Source organism: Geomonas sp. RF6, from assembly GCF_021044625.1.
Taxonomy (GTDB): domain Bacteria; phylum Desulfobacterota; class Desulfuromonadia; order Geobacterales; family Geobacteraceae; genus RF6.
The window spans coordinates 3,955,660-3,971,799 of record NZ_CP087999.1 but is presented as its reverse complement, the minus strand read 5'-3'; the positions used below and the strand labels follow the sequence as shown (position 1 = coordinate 3,971,799).

Genomic DNA, 16,140 nt, shown 5'->3' with positions numbered 1-16,140 from the left:
GGGCATCAGCGTTCCTGCATGTGCAGGATCTTGCGCACCGGCTTCAGGCCGCTGTTGGAGACTATCTTCACCCCCCCCGGCTTTCCGATCATGGCGGAGCTGCGCCTCCCCAGGGCGTCCGGGAACGATTTCACCCCGAAGGCTGCCAGGGTGCCGGTGGAGAGATAGGTGAGCGCCTTGCCGTTGAATGCCGCGGCAGTCCCCGCAAGGGCCGCGCCGGTATCGTACTTGAGCCCCCACAGGTACGACTTCCCCCCCATAAAGCAGCGGTCGGTCGACGGCTTGAAGGAGGTGAAAAAGACCGCTCCGGCAGTGCTGGAACTCGGCATCGCCAGCACCCTCTCGCTGCCGAAGCCGCTTTCCGGCTTGTTCGCCTCCTCGAGCTCCACGTACCACCCCTTGTCCTGCGTCAGGTTCAGCTTGTCCGAGGACTCCCTTGTCTTGTCCGTGAGCTCCGAGACGCTGCGGGAGAGGGTGCAGGCCTGGTCGAGCCGGTTCGGCAGGATGATGTCCCTGCTGTAGCACGGCTCCTTTATGCCGTACAGCGCGCGCGCCCCTGAGATGTCGTCCTGGTTGTAGCTGTACCTGCCGGTGCCGAAATAGAGCCAGAGGTTCTTCCTGGTCCGGTCCTGGAGCTTCGTTACGCCGCCGGTGACCGGGCCGATGCCGTCTATGACGGTGCTGGCGACCCACCTGGAGGGGTCGGAGGGATCCTCCTTCGTCACGAGGCGCAGCACACCCCCCTTGTTCCACTCTCCTCCTTCACCTTTCCGGGTGTAGCCGATGTACACCGCGTCGTCCTGGTAGTACCCCCCCTGCCCCACGTCCGCCTTGTCCACGTCGATCGCTCCGCCGGAAATGCTCCCGGCAAAGGCGTTCTCTATTTTCGTGTCGATGACCCAGTAGCTCGTCCCCTCCACCAGCGGACCGTGTGCCCCGATGTCCACCACGAAGATCTTCAGCCGCTGGTCGGAGGTCCCCCTGAACTGGCAGCTGTCGCAATCGATGGGGCCGGTAGGGCCGGAGCCGAAGACGGCGAACCATTTCCCGTTCCGTTCGCGGCTCGCGAAGTTGCGCGTGTCGCGGGCGCTGACCTTCACGATCGCCGCGCCGGAGGTGGCATATCCGAGGCCGGGAGGGGCGAACTCCCACAAGAGCTTCGGCTCGGTTGTGCCCTCCGAGCTCTGCCCCGTTACGTCGAGGGCGAAGTAGGAGGAGAAGCCGACCCCCTCCGCGGGGGTCTTCACGCAGCTCCCGGTGGCGGTGTCCGAGCAGGAGTCGCCCGGTCCCCTCGTCCCCCCCCCGAGCCCCATCCCGCCGATCAGGACGGTGCGCCAGTTGCTGCCGTTCTTTGCGTCTTTCAGGCAGTGGGAGTAGTCGGAGCTCGTGCACAGCTCGGGCTTTCCGATGCTGACGTCGGAGAGAGTGATGCCGCCGTCCACGTAGTAAAGGTGCGTGTAGAGCGGGTCCTTCAGGTACTTGAGATAGGGGAGCGCGTTCTTTGGCACGAATCCCCACGCCTCCTCCCCGAGACCGGCCCCCGACAGCGCCCCCTTCTGCGTCACCGGCCAGGGATCCTCCGCATCATGGGGGTGGGCGGAGGAGACGTCCTGCGGCACCGGGCCGAGACGCAGCTTTCCCAGGCGGAAGGCGTGCAGCATTCCGTCGTTGGCACCGACGTAGACCGTCCCCCGATTCTGGTAGGAGGGGGAGTTGATGAAGCTGTCGTAGGAAAGGTCGCGGTAGCCGCGCGGAGGGGGTAGCTGGTAGCTGTTCAGCGACGACTGCGCCTGCACCCGCGGGGTGGAGGAGATGATGTCTCCGAGCTTCCACACCTTCTCCGTGCTCTCCGCGGCCGACATCGCCACCGACCTGTCCCGCACCCCCGATGGCGCCTCGTTTCCGAGCACGAAGTCGATGATGGCGCCCGCCTCATCCTTCCCGGCGGCCTGCAGGAGGGTGCGGTTGGTGGAGGAATCGGTGTCGAGCGTGCTGAAGTCGACGAGCGTGCGGTCGTCTGTCTGGGTGTACACCTTCCGTGCCGCCGGCGTCTTCTTCCACAGCTCGAGCCCGGCTCGCCAGATGCTCTGCACCTCGTCGGGATCCTTCACCAGCGGAAAGCCGGACGGCTGCGGGACGTCGATCTTGCCGTCGCCGTTATTGTCGGAAAAGAGCTTCGCCTCGGAACGGTTCTGGTCGCTGTTGAAGGAGAACTCCACCACCCGGTCGGTCTTCAGGTCGAGGAGGTGCTCCCCGCTCCCGCTGTACCCGGTATCCTCCCGTATGGTATTGGCGCTTCCGTCCGAGTTCCCGAGCATCGGGTCGAGGTAGTACCAGAGGCTCTGCAGCTCACCGATCCAGGAGACGGAGCTCTTCCCTTTGTCGAAGCTCTTGCGGGTGTAGAAGAGAGGCTGGAGGAAAAGGGCGCCGTTGCCGTCCCCGGTGGAGAGGAGGGTGGCGTCGCTCCCGGCGTTGCTCCCTCCGGAGATGAGCTGCAGCATCCCCCTGAACGCCTCGTCGAGCCTGGAGGCGTCCGGAACGGGGGTGAAGCGCCCACCGCTCACGTCCGCGGCGTGCCTGAGGAGCGTCGAGGGGTCGCACTCGCCGGGGGGAGCCGTTTTCGGATCGGCGGTGGGACCGAGGTAGATGGCGTGGGTGGTGATCTGCCGGCTCGCGTTGCGCGGCGCCTGATCGGAGGCGCTTGAGGTGGTGAGGTCCTTGATGTCTCTGTGCGAGGCGATCCAGACGAGGTCGTCGAGGTTCCTGCTCCCCTGGAACGCGGGGCAGTTATTGACGGAGTCCCTTCCGGTCCCCCCCTCCTCCGCGGGGTTGTACAGCTTGGCAATCGCCTGGACGCTGGAAGTGCGGTACGTCTCGACGAGCTGGCTTACCCTGCTGTTGTTGTCGGCAGTCGACATCCCGTCGCTGAGGATGAGGACGTTGTTCATCTGGCAGCTGTACTGGGTGGGGGGCATCTTCTCGTCGAAGTCCCCCGCCTGCAGACGCAGATCGGTGCGCCCCGCGAAGTAGCCGATGGCGTTGTAGAATGCCTCCGCAAAGGGGGTCCAGACGTTCGCGCTCGCCCCGCTGCTGGAGCCGATGTTGTCTATGGCTGCGATAAGCCCCGCTCCTGAATGGTCCCCCACCGGGGTGTAGTTTAGGTGGGCGATGACCTTGCCGCCGTCAGTGGGCACCTCCGGTATGCAGCTCTCCCCGTCTTCGCAGTCCGTATTCTGGTAGCATTCTTTGTGCTTGATGGAGCAGTGTGCGATGCAGGGGATGATTTCGCTCCCCTTCCCGCACTCGGAACCGGCGCCGTTGTGGAAGACCATGGCGCCGATGTTCATCTCGCTGCTGAAAGCCTGGATCTGTCCCCTCGGGGGAAAGGGGAGCGAAATCTGTGCGAAGAAGGTCCCTGCGGCGCTTCCGAGCCCCGCGGTGCCGGCCTCCAGCACAAAGCTCCGTATGCTGGCAGTCTCCCCCTCGCTGGCGCTGGAGGTCGCGGCCGGGTCGGTGATCGTCGGCTGCTTTATCTCCAGGCAGTAGTCCTTCACCTGGTCGCCGGCGCACTCAGGCCTCGTATTCCCCGAGGCGCTGCAGTTCCCCAGAAAACCGGTGGTCGAGCCGGTTGCCGAGGCGGTGCCGCCGAGGATCGTGTGGAGGGCATGGGATACGTTGTTGGCGCACACCGTATCGTTCAGCTCCGTGGCCGTCCCCGCCCCGCCAGTGGTGGAGAACCTGGCGGCGCACCCCCTGGCCAGCTCCGTGTCCTCGGGAACAACGTCCGTCTTCAGATAATAGAAGCAGTCGTTCATGACGAGGCTGTAGACCCTGCTCTTGGTCGGCTGCCCCGAGCTCTGGACGGGGTGGTCGAGACAGTTGAAGATCTGCTCCTTTACCTCGCGCAGGACATCATTGTCTCCTTCCTTGCCGTTGTCGCTCCCCCCCTTCACGGTGAGCCAGCTGTCGATCACCTCCTGGCAGGCGTCGCTCTGGTACGCCTTGTCATAGACCTCTATCCGCGTCGCCCCCCCGCGGCTCGCGTCGTACGGGAAGTCCGCCTCCCCGTTGAGCGGGCCCCGCACCGCGAAGGTGATGGGGGGGTAGCTCCGGTCCGACCTCCTCGGGAGGAGCTTTACGTAGCGCTTTCCCTGGCAGCCGCGCGATTCCCCGACGAGCTTCCCGCTGGTGGCGCTCCCCTGCGCCACGAACTTTCCGCCGGTGAGCACCCTTTTTTCCACATCGAGCTTAGACGAGGTGAGCCAGTTCAGGAACTTTCCGCTCGCAACGAACCTTGCCACCGTGCGGGGAGACCGCGATCCGTTCATCTGCAGGCAGAGATAGGTCGTGGATATGCCGTTGCAGGAGGAGGGGAGGGTCGCCCCCGCGACGAAACTCTGCGAGGCGTCGTCGTAGGCATACACCCCCCCCTCGTCGAAGTACCCGGCATACGACGAGGTGTTGCTGTAGCTGTCATCCACGCAGTAGTTCGCGCCGGTGTAGGCGAGATCGTACATGCTCGCGGAGTTGTCAATGAGAAGGAGGAGGTTCGACTTCACGCCGGAGGCGACGAAGGGGGGGGCGTTGCAGTAGTTCTTCATCCTCGCCCCTGCGGGCCTGAAGGTAACGTCGATGGAATGGTTTCCCTGCACGTTTGGGAAGGTGTAGGTGGTACCGGTGGACTGCGAGATGCTGTCGACGGTGACCGTGTCGACGGTGAAACCGGATGCCGGGGTGAAGGTGAACGTCCTCGAGCTCCCTGCGGCGACGGGGACGGCGTCCTTCGGCGAGATCGTGCCGTTCGCGCCGGCACTGGCGATTATGGTGTACCCCCTGGCGGTGACGACCTTCAGCTCGCCGTTCTGGGTCACCGGTTTCAAGGTGTACTTGTGGCTGGGATCGCACGGAATTTCCCCCGTCGGGGTGGTCACCTGGACGCAGGTAAACCCCGCACTCGGCGTCACGGTGAAGGTAGGGGTGTCCCCCTCCGCGACCACGACGGCGCTCCCCGGCGAGACGGTCGCACCGTCGCCGTCCTTTATGGTCGCATCGGAGGCAGAGACCGTGATGTAGTAGGCGGTGACGAAGGGGATCACGACGTTCACGTCACCGGACACGTTACTGAGGGTGTACAGGAAGTACGTCCCCGATCTGGTCAGCACCCCCTGTGCCCTCCCGGCGGGGGAAATGGTTGGGGGGCCGACGGTGTACCCCGGATTCGGCTCGAGCCTCAGGACGCAGCTTCCCCCCGGCGGCACGGGGCCGTCGCACGACGGCGTCACCGTCCCGTAATCGTTGTGGGTGGTGGTGATGGTGTAGGCGGCACGGCTCATCTTGACGGTGATGATGAGCGAAGCCTCCCCCACGGTAACCGTCTGTCTGCTCGCGCTTCCGACGCTTCTGGAGTCGACGAGGATGTCGTCGATGACGCAGTTTGACGATGAGAAGGTGAAGACGACGTCACCGGGAGAGTAATAGTCCGGATTCCCTGACCCCCATTCCCCTGGGGGAGTGGCTGTGAACTCTTCTCCGCAGGTATCTTTGGCGGGAAATACGATGTTGACCGTGCCGGCGCGCGCCACGAGCGGCTTCAGCAGACAAAGAAGAAGGAGACAGAAAAAGGGGATCAGTGCGACGCGGCGTGGAGACGGCTCCCTGGTCATGGCCTGATGACCTCGCAAAAGGTGTTTTTTTCGCCCTCCTGCCACCTTTTGCAGGGAGCAGTAGAGAAAAAGAAATTGCAGTGATTCAAATTATAACTTTTGAAGTATATCCATCGGAGAGAGAAAAAAAAGGACCCCGCCCCCCTCTCTTTCACTCAAGATGACGACCACCCCCCGCGCCCGCCTGCGATGGAGAGAGAGGATCTACAACGTCGCAAAGCGTGTGGAGCCGCTCCCCAAACGGGGTGAGGCGTGCTATATTTTGGCGATAAATCTGAAAGGGGACGCCAAGTGACGACGGAGAGCGCCGGCAGCGGGATCGACAAGGAAGAGGAAGGTGGTGCCCCCTGCGAGACCGCCTCCGGCGCCGCTGCCGCTACGGGAAAAGGAAGCGCGATCCGGGGGCTTCTACGCAACCTCCTGACGGGGGGGAGGATTTCCCTTTTTCTGCGGACAGGAGTGGCAGATCTGGCGGTATCCCCGTCCGCCCTGGCGCTTCTCGTCCTGGCCGACGTCCTCACGAACATCCTCGTCTCGGTACTCCTGTCAGGCCCGGATGGCACCCCCGCCTGGTCCTCCTTTCCCTCTTTTTTCTTTCACCTCCCGCTCATGCTCCTTTACGGCTTGCTGACGGCGAGACTCCTGCAGCGCCCCGAGCTTCTCGTCGCCCTCCCGGTCGCCTTCATATCGCTGAGCATACCGGTGGAGCTGTACCACTGCGCCCTGGAGGGGCTCGTGAGGCTCCCTGTCCTGCGCTGGCTGCAGGAGTACCTGGAGGCGCCGAACTACTACCGCTTCTTCTGGTGGTGGAGCGCGGCGGCCCTCCTCTTCCTGCTGCGCCTGCGCGAGGCTCCGCTGCCGCGGCGCATGGCGAGCGCCGCCCTTTTCCTCGTGCTCATCGTCCTTCCACTCTGGGCCTTCCCCCGCGGGGACCTTTGGGTCGCACCCTCCACGGGGAGCGAAAGCGGCGAGATGCACCTCACCGAAGAGGTTCTCTCCGCGCAGTCCCGCCTCCTCGGCGAGGAGCTTGCCGCCCTCCTCCCGGGGGGGAAAGGGACCCCTCACCTCTACTTCGTGGGATTTGCAGGGGACGCCACGCAGGACGTCTTCATCAAGGAAGCGGGCGCCGTAGAGCAGCTCTTCGCCACCCGCTTCGGCACCGCCGGCCGCTCGGTCCTTCTCGCCAACAACCCGAGGACCGCGACCACCCTCCCCTTCGCCACCCCCGGAAACCTGGAGCGGACCCTCGTCGCGGTGGGGCAGGCGATGAACCGCGACAGCGATGTCCTCTTCCTCTTCCTCACCTCGCACGGCTCCCCCGAACACGTCCTCGCCGTGGACAATCCGCCGCTGGAGCTCGACGGGGTGACTCCGGAGATGCTGCGGCGCATGCTGAAAAAGTCGGGGATACGCTGGAAGGTGATCGTCGTCTCCGCCTGCTACTCCGGCGGTTTCGTCGATCCTCTGAAAGATGCCGACACCCTCATCATGACCGCGGCGGATGCCACCCACGAGTCGTTCGGGTGCGGCTTCGGGGAGAAATTTACCTGGTTTGGGGAGGCGCTGCTGAACGAGGCGCTGCGCAGGACCTGGTCCTTCCCGGCGGCGTTCGAGGAGGCGCGGACGACGATCAGGAAGTGGGAAACAGAGCAGGGAGAGACCCCGTCAAACCCGCAGATCCACCTCGGGTCAAAGGTGGCCCCGGCACTGAAGCGGCTGGAGAACTCGCTTCGCGCGCAGAAGGAGCCTGCGCACCCGCCCCCTCCGCGGGGAGAGACGAAGGGAAGGGACCTTCCCGGCTCCGACGAGGGGTAGCACTACCATTGCAGTGCGCGCGAGAGGAGATCGAGCGTCTCCCCGAGCTCTTCCAGTCGTTTCAGAGTCTTCTCGAGCCTCTTTATCCCCTCGACGTTCTGCTCGCTCGCCTCGCGAATGCTTTCCATCGCCCGCGCAACCTGGTCAAGACCTACGAGCTGCTGCTGGCAGGAGGCAGCTATCTGCAGCGCTGCCTGGGCGGAGAGATCGACACTCTCCTCCATCTGCCTGATCGCCTCCCCGACCTTCTTCGCCTGCTCCACCCCCGCGGCGGCAGAGTCCTTTCCGTGCTGGGAGACGAGGACTGCCCCGTCTGTCGCGCGGCGGATGTCGTCCAGAATGGAGCGCACCTGGGCCGTCGCGGCCTGCGACTGCTCCGAGAGGTTCTTCACCTCGCGCGCCACGACGGCGAATCCCTTCCCCTGCTCCCCTGCCTTCGACGCCTCTATCGCCGCATTCACCGCCAGTAGATTCGACTGCTCCGCCAGGTCGTTCACGGTGGCGATGATCTCGCCGATGGTACGGCTCTGCTCGCTGAGGCGGACGATACTTTCCACCGAGCCGGTTACCTGCGACTGGATACGGATCATCCCCGCGACCGCCCCCTGTACCGCGGTGCGCCCCCCCTGGGCGACGTCTGCGCTGCGCTGCGCCGCGAGGGAGACGTGCCGCGACTTCTTGTTCGATTCGAGCGCGGTCTGCCTCACCTGCTCCAGGGCGGCGGTGGTGTGGCTGAGCGCGGCGGAGGTGTCGATTGCGCCGCGCACCGCCAGGTTCGTCATCTCACGCAGGCTGCGCGAGGTCGCCGCCACCGCCCCGGCCCCCTCGACGACCTCCAGCGCCCGGGAAAGAAGCTCCTCGCTGCGCTGCGCCACGCGCTCCTCCAGTACCCGGTTCAGTTCCCGCAGCTCCGCCTCTATCGCCTGCCGCTGCGTCATGTCGCGTGCCGCGGCAAAGGCCCCGGCGACCTCACCCGCCTCGTCGCGGTACACCACCGCGTTGTACAGGACCTCGGAGAGCTGCCCGGAGAGAGAGCGCAGCGTCAGCGGATAATCGCGCAGCGACCCTTCCGCGAAAACCTTCGCGCGCACTTCCCGCGCCTTCTCCGGATCGGTGAAGTGCTCGGCAAAGAAGCTCCCCACGAGGGCCTCCCTGCTCCGCCCGGTCAGTGCCATCATCGCCTCATTCACGTCACTTATCTCCCCCTGCGGGCTCATGGTCAGGAGCGGGTCCGGGCTCGACTCGAAGAGGGTCCGTGCATACGCTGCGGCGGCGGCGATTTTCCTGTCGGAAAGCTCATGTTGCGTGATGTCGCGTATGGCGGCTGAAACGATAAGCCCCTCCCCGGTGCGTATGGGGCTCAACCCTATCTCCACCGGAAACTCCGAGCCGTCTCTGCGAAGCGCCACCAGCTTCAGCCCGTGCCCCATCATCCGCCTGCGGGGGGCACTGAAGAAGTCGGAGACATGCCCTTTGTGTCTGGTAAAGCTCTTCGGCACAAGCATGTCGACGTCCTTTCCGAGTACCTCCGCGCGCGGGTAGCCGAACATGAGCTCGAACTGCTCGTTGACGAGGATGATCCTGTGACTCTCGTCGACGACCACCACGCCGTCCGCGGAGCTTTCCAGAACCCCCCGGTAGGTATTCTCGCTCTCACGTAGTGAAGCGATCGCCTGCGCATCTGCGGTGCTGTCGCGCAGGCACCAGATTCTGCCGTAAAGAGTGCCGTCGGCGGCGCGCAGGGGGGCGGTGTAGCGGTAGAAGACCCGCCCGTCCAGAAGATGAATTTCATCGTGGGATTCCGCCTGTGGCCTCCCCGCCAGCGAGCGAAGCTGCACCAGCAACTCCTCCGGATCGGAGACCTTCTGAAGGAGAGGCTCGACGGCCTGCAGGAAGGGGAGCGGCTCCGAGGCGGTGGGGGTATCGCCCCAGAGGTCGGGATGGCGGCGGTTGTGAAAGACCACCGTATTGGCGCCGTCCACCACCATGATGTCGTCGGGAGCATTTTGCTGCTGCAGTTCCAGGAGGGCGCAGCGCTCGGCGAGCGTCGCCACGACCTGCGCCCGGTTCGCCAGGAGGCAGCGGAGATAGAGAAGCACCATACCGCAAAGGAGAAAGATGGCGGCACCAGCGAGACAAAGGCCGCGAAGCCAGCGGGCGGAATTTTCGATTTCCGGAAAGAGGGAGGAGCTTCCGAAGGAGACGAGATAGAAGCAGAGAGCAACGACGGCGCTGCAGGAAAGGAATGACAGTGCGAGAAGTATCTTTGGCTGCATCCTGGGAGCGGAACACAGCTTCATGAAGGCTCTCCTGGGGCGCCGTACGGGCAGACGCCCCTTTGTTCAGGTCGATTGTCACACTTTGCCGTTCTTTGTGCAACAGTGCTACGGCGTGCCGCTGCCCCGTAGCGGCGCCCAGCCGCCGGTGAACTCAACCATGCGCCGCACCAGACCTCGCTTACTCCTTTCTTAGCTCAGACATCGGGGTTTTCTCCGGAATCCCAGAAGAGCCTTTCACCAGCCGCGTCACCATGACAGCCGCCACGTCGTCGCCAGTGGCGTTTATCAGCGTCGCCAGCGGGTCGATGAGGACGCTGATCGCCACCAGAAGGGGGAGGGCCTCCTGGCCGAATCCGAAGACGCTCAGGATGAAGAGTTCTCCGATCATCCCGCCGCTCGGAATGGCTCCTATCACGACCCCGACGACTACTGCTACGGCTATCGTCATGACGAGGCGCTGGGGGGTGAGTTCCAGATGAAAGAGGCTCAGTGCGAAAAGGACCTTCACCACTCCGCCGATAACGGAGCCGTCCTTGTGAATGACGGCACCGACCGGGATCACCAGGTCGCTCACCTCGCGCGGCGCTCCCATCGCCGGAGCTGCCTCCAGGTTGGCCGGAATGGTAGCCATGCTGGAGCACGTACCAAGCGCAGTGAGGGAGGGGGTGAGCATCTGCGACCAGAACCGCCTCACTGCGACGCCGCCACCGGCGCACCAGACATAGGCAGAGAAACCGGCGAGAAAATAGAAGGTCCCGAAGAGATAGTAGGCGGTGAAAAGAGCCAGGTATGCCCCGGCGAGCTGGGCTCCCGTTTCCGCCACGGTCGCAGCGAAGTAGGCGAAGAGGCCGGCGGGAGCGGTCAGCATGACGTAGTCGACGAGCTTCAGCGCTACCCGCGAGCCGCTTGCGAGGATGCGGGCCAGCGGCTCACCCTCCGAGCCGAGGCGGCGCGTCGCCACGCCGACGGCAGAGGAGAAGATCAGGAGCGGCAGCATCGCCCTGTGGGAGAGAAGCTCGGCGAAGGTCGGCACCGTCACCGTCTTTACCAACTGCGCCAGAGGGTGGGGAGGCTCCAGGGGCGCCGCGAGCTTGAGGACGATTCCCACGCCGGGTGACGGCGTAACCACGAGGAGAAAGAGAAGAGAGGTGACGGCGGCGATGACGCTGGTGAGGAGGAAAACGCCAAGCATGCAAAGGGATATGCGCGAGACGGTCGAGCCGGGGGAATTGGCGATGCTGGAGGATACGGAGAAGAAGACGAGCGGGACGATAATCATGAAGATGAGGTTGAGAAAGAGATCGCCGACCGGCTTTATGGCGGCGGCAAAGCCGGGCGCAAGCTGCCCCGCCGCGGCGCCTGCAATGATGGAGGCGATCATGACGAGCGAGAGGCGGTAGCTCCGCAGCACCCTCATCGCATCCCCTCCTCCCTTCCCGGCGCCGCAGCGACAGCGGCGTCTCCCATAAGGATCATCGGGTGCTCACCAGGGTCGAGCCAGCTTATGAGGGAGACGATCCCCGCCTCATTGAGGGCGACGCACCCGGCCGTCGGCCGCCCCATTTCCAGCCACTCGTGGATGAAGATGGCGCTCCCCCTCCCCTTTACGACCGGGTCGCGATTGTAGCCGATCACCACCCCGTGGCGGTAGCGATGGTCCGGGAGCTTCATGAGCTCGAAGGACGAGGCACTTGTTTCACCCCTGCGCACCCACGTGTTGTAATCGGGGGAGCTTGGGTCATCGACCCACAGATCATTCTCCGTCGCCTGCCGGTACGGCATGCGGGTCGGCGCACTGGCAGCGTAGCCGAAGACGAACTCCAGGGGGAAGAGCCCCGAGGGGGTCTTGCCGTCCCCTTCCCTTTTCTCGCCGATCCTGGCGAAGCCTTTCTTTCCTATCGACGCCTCGAGCGGTCCCAGCCGCGTATGCCAGCCATCCGGCGAGCGCTGCAGTGCGTACACCGTCGCCCGCGCGCCACCGTCGTCGGCCACCACGACAAGTTGTGCAGTGGACGCCGGGAGATCGCGCGGCACGAAGGTTGAGGCTTCGTGGTCGGGGATATGCGTTGCCGATCCGTGCGGGACGGTTGCGCAACCGGCAGCAAGAAAAGCTACAAGGGCGATGAGAGGGAAAAGAAAGGGGTGAGGAATGCGGCAACGGTGAAGCGACGGCATGTACCTCTCCTGAAAGGTGATGGTGCAGAAGTTCGATGCGGGGAGGATCCGGGGGGGGGAGGCTACCTCTCCCAGAACTCCCCGACGTCCTGCAGTATCCTCCCCGACACGATCTCGGCGACATCGGTATCGAACCAGTCGGCCGGCATGCAACGGGTAAAGCTCGTCTGGGTGAAGCGGTTGTCCATGAGGACGATCAGTCCCCGCTCCGTCTCGGACCGGATGACCCGCCCGGCAGCCTGGACAGCCTTCGCCATTGCGGGGTAGATGTAGGCGTAGTCAAACCCAGCGCCGTATTCCCTCTGATAATACTCCTTCATCTCTTCCCGTTCCAGGTCATAACTCGGCAGTGGCGGCCCCACCACGAAGGCACCGATGACCGACTCCCCTGCGTAATCCATCCCCTCGGAAAAAGATCCCCCTTGCACCGCAAAGACGATGGTGGGAACGGTCTGCGCTCGCAGATGATCGACCACCGCCTCCACGCGGGCGGCATTCATACTGCGCTCCTGGAAAAGGAGCGTAAACCCGTCCGGCGGTCGAAAAAGAGCGGCGACCCTCTCCAGAAATTCGAAGCTGGGGAAGAAGACGAAGTAATTTCCCCGCCGCAGCTCCGCCATCCTGCGCACCGCCTCGGCGACCTTCGGGTAGTTGCGCTCCCGGTCCGCGTATTTGGTGGAGATCTGGGGGATGATGAGGAGCTTTCGCAGCTCCTTCGGAAAGGGAGAGCCAAACTCCGCCGTCGTGGTTTTTCCAACGATGAGGCCGGAAAGCTTCGCGTAGTACTCGAACGGTTTCAGCGTCGCGGAAAATCCCACCACCTGCTGGTATTCCGCGTAACACTCCTTCAGCATGGCGGAGGCGTCGCAGCAGGTAATCTTGACGGTCGCGCCGGTGGGGTGCGGGTGACAGGTGGCGAAGAATTCCGTTCTGTCTCCGTCCGAGAAGTACTCCAGCGTCTCCGTGAAGCCTGACCAGTAGAAGGAGAGCGCCATGACCGGATCGCCATGCTCTATCTCCAGGTCCGAATCGAGGTAGCGCGAAAGGAAGGCTCGCAGCGCTGCGTCCTGCTCCAGGAAGAGAGCGACGGGGGGATCGATCCGCACCCCTTTCCCACCTTTCCCCCCCTTCCCGCCGGCGCAGGAAGAGACGATGGCGACGCAGCGGTCGAGAAGATCGTCCGCCTCCCGCCTGAAGCGCGGCTGGAGCTCGGCAATCTTCGGCCGGAGCCCCTCCAGCACTGCCGTGGAGAGCGCCGGCGAGTAGTAGTCCATGGCACGGGGGGGGAGGTTGTGCGCCTCGTCGATCACCAGGTTCGGCTTCCCCGTCTGGTCCACCTCGATGCCGCCGACGCGGCGCAGGGCGGAGCGCGGCGCGAAGACGTAGTTGTAATCGCAGATCACCACGTCCGCCTCCTCGATGCAGTCGAGCTGCAGCTCGAAGGGGCAGAGCTGGTGAGCTTCGGCGACCTCGCGGAACATGCGCGCCTTCAGCTTCCTCTTCTTGGCGAGCACTTCCCGGATCCCGCTTTCGAAGAACTTCTTGTAGTAGTCCCGGGCGTACTCGCAGTAGTCCGGGTCGCACAGCGGCTCGTTCTTGAAGCAGATCTTCCCCTTGGCGGTGATGGAGAGGGACTTCACCTTCGCCCCCGTCTCCTGAAAACGCGCCACAGCGTCTTCCGCCACGGAATGGAGGCTGTTTTTCGGCGTCAGGTAGATCACCTTCTGCCCCCGCCCCAGCGCCTCCTTCAGGACCGGGTAGAGCACCCCCACCGTCTTGCCGAGTCCGGTAGGAGCCTGGAGCAGGATCGGCTGCCCGACGAGCATCCCCTCCTCGATGGTGCGCAGCAGGTCGAGCTGTTTCGGACGCGGGGTTGAAAAGGGAAATTTGAAGTCGGCACCGATCTTGCGCCTGCGCGCCGCCCGCTTCTCGGCGAGGGTCGCCTCCACCGCAAGCTCCGCAAGGCGCAGTTGGAGCCACTCCTCGTAAGCCTGAACGTCCAGCACGAGAGGGAGGTCGATCGACTCGCCGCTCCGGGAGGAAACGAGGTGAAAAGTGAGGGTCGGTATGACGGAGTGCTCCCGCCAGTAGAGGTAGCCGTAGGTCAGAAGCTGGAGGCAGTAGGGATGGCCGAAGGGGGCATCGGAGAGGCGGCGGGCCAGTTCCCGCACATTGAAGGTTCCCTTGATCTCCTCGATGGTCGGAGTGCCGTTTCGGAAGATGCCGTCCATCCTCCCCTGGACATGGAAGCGGAACCCTTCCCGGTCGAAGCTGCCGCTGATCGGCACCTCCGCCTGATAGGAAGGGTCGAGCTTCACCCTCTGCTTTTGCACGCGCTGGTGGATTTCCTGCCCTTCGGCAGCGGAACGGCCGAATCCGGAGTTCGCTTCAATGCTGCCGACGCGCGGCACCGGCAGCGCAAACTCGCGCAGCGGCACGGTAATGACTTTCATCGGGACCTTGCTGTTGGGGAGAATGAGGCGGTCGCGGGAACCGACCGGATCAGACAGAAATAGCACCGCCACGCAGGCGAAGTCAAAGCAAAAGGTTCTTCTGTAATACCGGGGACCAGGGGGCCATGTGCCCTCCAAGGGGTGAGCGCGGCCTCGCGTCCCCCCCTTTGCGAAGGGGGGAACGTCTGGTCTCCTGCAGTGCTTCGTGGCAATGTACCCTCGCTACCCGGAACGAACCAAGAGCTTTTTAAGCAACCTTCCCGAGCGCCCCCTCGAATACCTTCAGCGCCTCGGCAAGCGTCCCCTCGATATCCTCTCCGTAGACCGTAAAGTAGAGCCAGTCCCCCGAGTAGTGATGCCAGTTAAGATCCTCGACCTGGAGCGTCCCGAGGAGGCGCTCCATCTTCTCGTATGGGTAGAAGGGGTCGCCGTTTGGCCAGGTGCGCCGCAGCTTCCTCGCCTGCGCGTCGGTGAGAGGAATACGGTACCTTATGGAAACTACTTCCGCTTCCACGTTGCCTCCTTCCGGGCTATCCCCTCTCCGCCAGAAGCGCCGAAATGGAGCGCCACAGCCGGTAGCTGTCGGATAGCATGTGGTGCCCGAGCGTCACGTGTTTCAGCCCGTGCACGAGGTAAAGCCTCGCCTGCCCCGGTGGGAGCTGTCGGCTGAGGGCGATGCTCTCGGTGTAGGGGATGATGTCGTCGTCATACCCGTGGACGAGGATGAGTCTGGCCTTGAGCCTGGAGAGGTCGCGGGCGGCGACATTGAGGTCGTCGATCTCCCGGCGGATCGGGAGCGGCAGCCGGTCCATGAGCGCCGGCGCCTCCCTCGGGTCGCGGTTTTCGATGAAATCGTAGAGACTGCGTCCCTCCGGGCCGAGCCGGGCGGCGAGGTCATCCACCGGGGCGTCAAGGTTTTCCAGCTTTCGCTGCGCAATCTGCTGGAAAAGGAGCCTGTCGTTCCGGCTGGTTATCCTTCCGATGTTGCTCTGCACAAAGACCCACTTCCCGTAGCTGTTGGGCTGGAGGAAGCGCCACTCGCCGTCGAGCCGGAAGTATCCGGTGGTGAAGAAGACGAGGACGTCCTTCACGCTGTGATAGCCGCCGATGGACATGAGGAAGGAGACCCGTCCCGCAGCAGGAGGTTCCAGCGCGGCCAGTAGCGCAGGGCCGGAGGCGTAGCTCAGGGAGAAGATCCCGGCCCTCCCTTCGGGGGCGAGATCTCTGTGCGAAGAGAGCCAGGCGAAGACGCGTGCGGTTTCGCCGATGTCGCTGCTGCCGACCTGGAGGGAGCGAAAGCCGACCATGTCGGGGACGAGGACCGCAAAGCGCGCCCGCGCCATCGTCACAGCCAGAGCTACGAGGCGCGGATCGTCCTTCCCCCCCTCAGCCGCACCGGGTAAAAGGAGGAGACCCGCGAGGGGCTTGTCGCTGGTGAGATAGAGATCCGCTGTACGTGTCGTCCCGGGGCCAGGAAGGGCGACCGCCCTCCGCGCCGGCTGCGGCGTCGTCGCCTTCAGCCGGCTCTCCTTCGTCCCCGCCGCAATATCGCCGAGAACGAGCGCAGCGTCGTATTCTCGCCGGATGTCGCAGCCGGAGAGGAGTACGACGATGACTGCGAGGTAGATGGAATAGAGCGCTGCACGCATCGATTTCTCTCTTCCAGGATGGCGGCGCGAGCCGCCACATGAAATCGCGGAAAGCGCGGGTTTGACACCACTTTCCCCCTCGTTAAACTATGACTTCGCACCGATG

General features: G+C 64.2%; 8 protein-coding genes. 1 reads left to right on the top strand and 7 read right to left on the bottom strand.

The window, feature by feature from the left end:
* Positions 1-5 precede the first annotated feature (5 nt).
* Positions 6-5,663: a pilus assembly protein PilY gene (locus tag LPW11_RS17010; RefSeq protein WP_230995070.1), complete on the bottom strand. Its 5,658-nt coding sequence runs from the start codon at positions 5,661-5,663 to the stop codon at positions 6-8.
* Positions 5,664-5,954: 291 nt separating this feature from the next.
* On the opposite strand from LPW11_RS17010, the gene LPW11_RS17005 reads away from it, so the two are divergent.
* Entirely contained in the window at positions 5,955-7,478 is a 1,524-nt protein-coding gene (locus LPW11_RS17005; RefSeq protein ID WP_230995069.1) for a C13 family peptidase, read from the top strand.
* Positions 7,479-7,480: 2 nt separating this feature from the next.
* Here LPW11_RS17005 and LPW11_RS17000 read toward each other — a convergent pair whose 3' ends face one another.
* The 6 genes from LPW11_RS17000 to LPW11_RS16975 form a co-directional block, all read right to left on the bottom strand.
* Positions 7,481-9,778, bottom strand: a complete 2,298-nt coding sequence (locus LPW11_RS17000; RefSeq protein ID WP_230995068.1) for a methyl-accepting chemotaxis protein — start codon at positions 9,776-9,778, stop codon at positions 7,481-7,483.
* Between the two features lie 157 nt (positions 9,779-9,935).
* Entirely contained in the window at positions 9,936-11,174 is a 1,239-nt protein-coding gene (locus LPW11_RS16995; RefSeq protein ID WP_230995067.1) for a dicarboxylate/amino acid:cation symporter, read from the bottom strand.
* Entirely contained in the window at positions 11,171-11,932 is a 762-nt protein-coding gene (locus tag LPW11_RS16990) for a L,D-transpeptidase family protein (protein ID WP_230995066.1), read from the bottom strand. Before LPW11_RS16990 ends, LPW11_RS16995 begins: the two co-directional genes overlap by 4 nt.
* A 62-nt stretch (positions 11,933-11,994) precedes the next feature.
* On the bottom strand, positions 11,995-14,385 hold the full coding sequence (locus LPW11_RS16985) for an ATP-dependent DNA helicase (protein WP_230995065.1): 2,391 nt from the start codon (positions 14,383-14,385) through the stop codon (positions 11,995-11,997).
* Positions 14,386-14,632: 247 nt separating this feature from the next.
* Positions 14,633-14,899, bottom strand: coding sequence for a hypothetical protein (locus LPW11_RS16980; RefSeq protein ID WP_230995064.1), 267 nt, complete (start codon positions 14,897-14,899; stop codon positions 14,633-14,635).
* A 16-nt stretch (positions 14,900-14,915) separates the two neighbouring features.
* Positions 14,916-16,034: an alpha/beta hydrolase gene (locus tag LPW11_RS16975; protein WP_230995063.1), complete on the bottom strand. Its 1,119-nt coding sequence runs from the start codon at positions 16,032-16,034 to the stop codon at positions 14,916-14,918.
* Between the last annotated feature and the right edge of the window lie 106 nt (positions 16,035-16,140).